Here is a 4,885-nt window from a genome sequence, read left to right on the forward strand (position 1 = left end):
GATAAAGAAATTATTTAGTAATCTGGTGTTTATTGTAGGCGGTTCTTTAATTGGTATTTTGTCCGTATTTCTCACGATAATATATATAGCAATCTATGTAATTTGGAAACTGACAGACTATCTGCTGGGAAGACTGACGTGATCTATGTAGAAAGAGGTTGACAGAGCAATGAAGAAGAAAAGAAAGCATATAATCAGACAGACTTTATATAGGCTGTTAGTATTTGTATTGTGTATTATGGCGGCGGTCAGCATTTTCTATGGGATAAAAGGGTATCGGATGTATCAGGATGCCATATCACAGATGTCAATTGAAGAAAAAGTCGATATGGTTCGTGGGGAAGAGAATTACACACGGTATTCTGAATTACCAGAGTTTTATATAGATGCGGTTATCTCCGTGGAGGATCACAGATTTGAAAAACACCCGGGAATTGATCCGATCGCAATCTGCCGTGCTGCATGGACGGATATCCGGGAAGAGTCTTTTGCAGAGGGAGGAAGTACAATTACGCAGCAGCTTGCGAAGAATCTGCTTTTTACACAGGATAAAATGATTGAACGGAAAGTTGCAGAAGTCTTTGCTGCATTTGACCTCGAGGCGAATTACAGTAAGGAGGAGATATTCGAATTGTATGCGAATACGGTTTATTTTGGCAGTGGATATTATGGTATCTATGCTGCCGCTGCCGGATATTTCATGAAAATGCCGTCTGAACTTACGGATTATGAATCCGCTATGCTGGCGGGAGTGCCGAATGCCCCATCGGTTTATTCGCCGGATATCAATATGGAAGCGGCTTCGCAGCGTGCAGCACAAGTACTTCATAGTATGGTAAGGAATAAGGTTCTTACGCAGGAAGAGGTGGAAGGAATACAGAGAAAGATGCTAAAATGATTTTTAAGATATTATACGAAGGAGAAAACAGGATGATAATTAGAAATGCTGTGATGAAGGATTTAAAAGATATAGCAGACGTAGAAGCACAATGCTTCCCGGAAGCAGAGGCGGCAACAGAAGAAAGTCTGAAAAAGAGATTGGAAGTTTATCCGAATCATTTCTGGCTGCTGTATGATGGAAATAAATTAGTGGGATTTATCAATGGTATGGTGACTGATGAGCCGGACTTGAGTGACGAAATGTATGATAATGCCGGGATGCATAAAGAGGATGGCAGATGGCAGATGATCTTTGGCGTGGATACGGTACCTGATTATCGCAGACGTGGTTGTGCGGAGATGGTTATGAGACGCGTGATTGCTGATGCAAAAGAACAGGGAAGAGAAGGGCTGGTATTGACATGCAAGGAAAAACTGGTTCATTATTATGCTAAGTTTGGATTTGTGAATGAGGGGATATCGCAATCCGTACATGGTAATGTGGTGTGGTATCAGATGCGGCTGAGGTTTTGAAAAATCAAAATATCCAAATTTGGTTAAAAATGTTGAGGTTTATGGATATAAATGATAATATATCCATATAAGGATGTGGAAGGAGGCCGATATATGGATATTTCTGATTTGAAGAGGAAGAAAAAGGAATCAGGATTGACCAATCAGGAGATTGCAGAATTATCAAAGGTTCCGGTCAGTACAGTGAACAAGATATTTTCAGGAACTACAAAGAACCCAAGGTATGGAACTTTATTAGCGATAGAAGAAGTACTTGCGACGAAGAAAGAGATTCCATTTCGCTATGATGAACTGCGTGAGGAACCGGTATTGATGCGGGACGCAGCAGCAGCTTACCAATATCGAGCCAGAATTTATGTTGGAGATGATATTGAACAATTATCAGAAAGCATGCGTGCAGAATTGGTTTTGGGGCAATTGTATATGTTGGCGGCGCCAAGTAGAAGGCATCAATATCTGATTACAGAATTATTGTTTCAGATTCGGTCATATATTCGAATGAATCAGGGAAGGTGTCATGTCTATCCAGCGCCTTTTGATGTAAGATTATTTAAAAACGAAAGTGTGATCGTGCAGCCGGATATTTCAGTGGTATGTGACAAGGATAAATTATCGGATCGTGGCTGCGAAGGTGCGCCGGACTGGGTGATAGAAATCGTTTCTCCAGGTAACAGACAGCATGATTATGTGACAAAATTAATGCAGTATCAGAAGTCGGGTGTACGCGAATACTGGATTGTAGATCAGCAGGAGGGCAAAGTCATGGTATACAATTTTGAGAATCCGGCCAGGACGGCAATCTATGGTATGGAGGAATCTGTGCCAAGCGGAGTATTATGTGGACTTGAGATAGAATTTACAGAAGAGTGAGGATATGTATGTTTTATTTTGTGCGGCATGGAGAACCTGATTATTCAGAAAGAAATACGAAAATCTACCGGGATTTTGGGGTGAATTTGGCACCATTGACAGAATCGGGGATTTGGAAGGCAAAAGAAACAGCGAAAGATATCAGATTGCAGAACGCAGATGTGATAGTTAGTTCGCCCTATACGAGGGCATTGCAGACAGCAGCGATATTATCGAAAGAATTAAGGGTTGAAATCCGTGTTGAGACTGATTTGCATGAGTGGTTAGCGAATAAGGACTACATATATGAAAGCGATGAAACGGCCAATCAAAGTTATCAGGAGTATAGCAGAAATTCTGGAGCGTATCCGCAGGGAGAGGAACAGATCTGGGAAAGTTCTGCGATGATGAAAGAACGGGCTTTTAATGCTTTGGAAAAATACAGAACCTATGATAAAGTTATTGTAGTTTGCCATGGGATGCTGATTCAGGCGGTGAGCGGAGGAGAGCATCCCGGCTTTGGAGAAATTGTGGAATATAGATGATAGCATGAGGTGGTTATATGGAACAGATTACATATGAATGGATACGTTCCAGAAGAAGAACAATTGCAATTCAGGTAAAAGCAGATGGCCAGGTAATCGTGCGTTCGCCTTATTCGATATCCAAAAACCAGATTGATCAGTTTGTGAAAGAGAAGCGGGCATGGATTCTCCGGCAGCAGGAAGAATTGCAGAATGCGAGAGAAAAGAAGACCGTGATTACGGAAGAAATGCGTAGGCAAGGCGTCAGGAAAGCATTGGAGCATATACCGGAACGTGTTGCCTATTATGCCTCGATCATGGGCGTATCTTATGGAAGAATCACAATCCGTGAGCAGAAGACCAGATGGGGGAGCTGCAGTGATAAGGGGAATCTGAATTTTAACTGGAAACTGGTGCTTATGCCTGAAGAGGTTCTGGACTATGTGGTAGTACATGAACTGGCGCACCGGAAAGAGATGAACCATTCGAAAGAATTCTGGAAGATTGTGGAGAAAGTTTTTCCGGATTATAAGGAACGGCGGAAAACACTTACAGAAATGGGAAAACAGTTATCATAAGGAGAGATAGCATGGATATACAACTTCATTATATAGAAAAAGGAGAAGGCGAGCCGTTGATCTTATTGCATGGTAATGGGGAGGATGGCACGTATTTTATGAAGCAGATGGATGAGTTCTCCAAAGATTACCGTGTGATTGCGATTGATACCAGAGGACATGGAAAGTCGCCAAGAGGAGAAGCGCCGTTCACGATCCGGCAGTTCGCGGAGGATCTTCGTTGTTTTATGGATGAGATGAGGATAGAGAAAGCGAACATACTCGGATTCTCTGATGGTGGCAATATCGCATTAGTGTTTGCTATAAAATATCCGCTAAGAGTCAGTAAATTGATTCTAAATGGAGTCAACTTAAATGGAAAAGGGGTAAAGGCATCTGTACAGATCCCTATTATAATTGGGTATAAAATCGCATCTTTCTTCGCTGGGAAGAGTCCTGAGGCTAAGAAAAATGCAGAGATGCTTGGCCTGATGGTGAATGATCCCAATGTCAGAGATGAGGAACTTTCGCAGATTACTGTAAAAACATTGGTGATTGCCGGAACAAGAGATATGATTAAGGAAGAACATACCAGACGGATTTTTCAAGGGCTGCCGGATGCGAGGTTGGAATTTGTTGAGGGAGATCATTTTATTGCAAACCGCAATTCTGAAGTTTTTAATCAAGTAGTAAGGGAGTTCCTTGCATCAGAATAATATACATCTGCAAATCGTAGTTTACAGTACGCTTTGCAGATGTTCAAGAAACATTTTTCGGACAGCAGGATATTCTCCAAGCCCTTTTATATGGCAGGTGACTTCGTATCCCGCATTTTTACAGAGAGTCATCCAGGATTTTTCGCTGTCTCCTGCCATGTCATTAGTGGCATGATCTCCGGCTACGATCATGAAGGGAGCAAGATGAACCTTCTTCACATGATTCCGTCTGAGAACTCGAAAGACGTTCCCGAGTTCAGGATATGCTTCGACGGTACCCATATGGATATTAGGATATCCGGCTTCCTTGAACATATAATCCAAAGCAGCGTAGACAGTATTGGAATGGTGTTCGCTTCCATGTCCCATCAGGATAAGTGCTTCTTCTGAAGTCATATCAGAGAAAGAATCTGCAAGAATCTGAACGATATTCTGCATATCTTCGGTAGAAGTGATCAGTGGACTGCCAAATGAGATACTTTGGAAATCATTCCGGAATTTTAAGGCATCTTCCCTCATTAGATCATTTTCAATACCATTGATAACATGAGTAGGCTGGATGCAGACGTCGGTGATCCCATCATGGAGCATGTGTTCCATTGCTTCCGTGACGTTAAAGATCTTTTCGCCGGTGGTTCTAAGAATCTTTGCCATGATCTTTTTGCTGGTCCAGGCTTCGTATACAGGAAGATTCGGATACGCAGAACAGATGGTATCTTTAATTGCTTCGATGGTTACCTTTCGGGTATCAGGATAACTTGTCCCAAAACTGACGACGAGTATCCCCTTTTTCTTAGACATATGATAAACCCTCCTTTCATTAGAT

General features: G+C 42.0%; 7 protein-coding genes. 6 read left to right on the plus strand and 1 reads right to left on the minus strand.

Annotated features, from left to right (window positions below):
• Positions 1–169: 169 nt before the first annotated feature.
• The 6 genes from ACQRBN_RS17270 (at position 170) to ACQRBN_RS17295 (ending at position 4,059) form a co-directional block, all read left to right on the plus strand.
• The gene (locus tag ACQRBN_RS17270) at positions 170–898 is read left to right on the plus strand and encodes a transglycosylase domain-containing protein (protein ID WP_427740334.1); all 729 of its coding nucleotides are present in this window, start codon (positions 170–172) and stop codon (positions 896–898) included.
• Positions 899–930: 32 nt separating this feature from the next.
• Entirely contained in the window at positions 931–1,413 is a 483-nt protein-coding gene (locus tag ACQRBN_RS17275; protein WP_427740335.1) for a GNAT family N-acetyltransferase, read from the plus strand.
• 93 nt (positions 1,414–1,506) lie between these two features.
• Positions 1,507–2,283, plus strand: coding sequence for a Uma2 family endonuclease (locus tag ACQRBN_RS17280; protein ID WP_427740336.1), 777 nt, complete (start codon positions 1,507–1,509; stop codon positions 2,281–2,283).
• Positions 2,284–2,291: 8 nt separating this feature from the next.
• A complete protein-coding gene (locus ACQRBN_RS17285) occupies positions 2,292–2,807 on the plus strand; it encodes a histidine phosphatase family protein (RefSeq protein ID WP_427740337.1) in 516 nt (171 codons plus the stop codon).
• A gap of 17 nt (positions 2,808–2,824) precedes the next feature.
• Positions 2,825–3,364 (plus strand): M48 family metallopeptidase, encoded by a 540-nt coding sequence (locus ACQRBN_RS17290; protein ID WP_427740338.1) that lies wholly within the window; start codon positions 2,825–2,827, stop codon positions 3,362–3,364.
• Between the two features lie 11 nt (positions 3,365–3,375).
• On the plus strand, positions 3,376–4,059 hold the full coding sequence (locus ACQRBN_RS17295) for an alpha/beta fold hydrolase (protein WP_427740339.1): 684 nt from the start codon (positions 3,376–3,378) through the stop codon (positions 4,057–4,059).
• Positions 4,060–4,080: 21 nt separating this feature from the next.
• On the opposite strand, the gene ACQRBN_RS17300 is transcribed toward ACQRBN_RS17295, so the two are convergent.
• A complete protein-coding gene (locus ACQRBN_RS17300; RefSeq protein WP_427740340.1) occupies positions 4,081–4,860 on the minus strand; it encodes a sirohydrochlorin cobaltochelatase in 780 nt (259 codons plus the stop codon).
• Between the last annotated feature and the right edge of the window lie 25 nt (positions 4,861–4,885).

It is taken from the genome of Bariatricus sp. SGI.154 (assembly GCF_050313795.1).
In the GTDB taxonomy this organism is placed as follows: Bacteria; Bacillota; Clostridia; order Lachnospirales; family Lachnospiraceae; genus CAMBRQ01.

Excerpts from the sequence above, each read along its gene's own strand:
- ACQRBN_RS17290 (WP_427740338.1), top strand. The coding sequence starts at position 2,825 with ATGGAACAGATTACATATGAATGGATACGTTCCAGAAGAAGAACAATT.
- ACQRBN_RS17275 (WP_427740335.1), top strand. The coding sequence starts at position 931 with ATGATAATTAGAAATGCTGTGATGAAGGATTTAAAAGATATAGCAGAC.
- ACQRBN_RS17295 (WP_427740339.1), top strand. The coding sequence starts at position 3,376 with ATGGATATACAACTTCATTATATAGAAAAAGGAGAAGGCGAGCCGTTG.
- ACQRBN_RS17270 (WP_427740334.1), top strand. The coding sequence starts at position 170 with ATGAAGAAGAAAAGAAAGCATATAATCAGACAGACTTTATATAGGCTG.
- ACQRBN_RS17300 (WP_427740340.1), bottom strand. The coding sequence starts at position 4,860 with ATGTCTAAGAAAAAGGGGATACTCGTCGTCAGTTTTGGGACAAGTTAT.
- ACQRBN_RS17280 (WP_427740336.1), top strand. The coding sequence starts at position 1,507 with ATGGATATTTCTGATTTGAAGAGGAAGAAAAAGGAATCAGGATTGACC.
- ACQRBN_RS17285 (WP_427740337.1), top strand. The coding sequence starts at position 2,292 with ATGTTTTATTTTGTGCGGCATGGAGAACCTGATTATTCAGAAAGAAAT.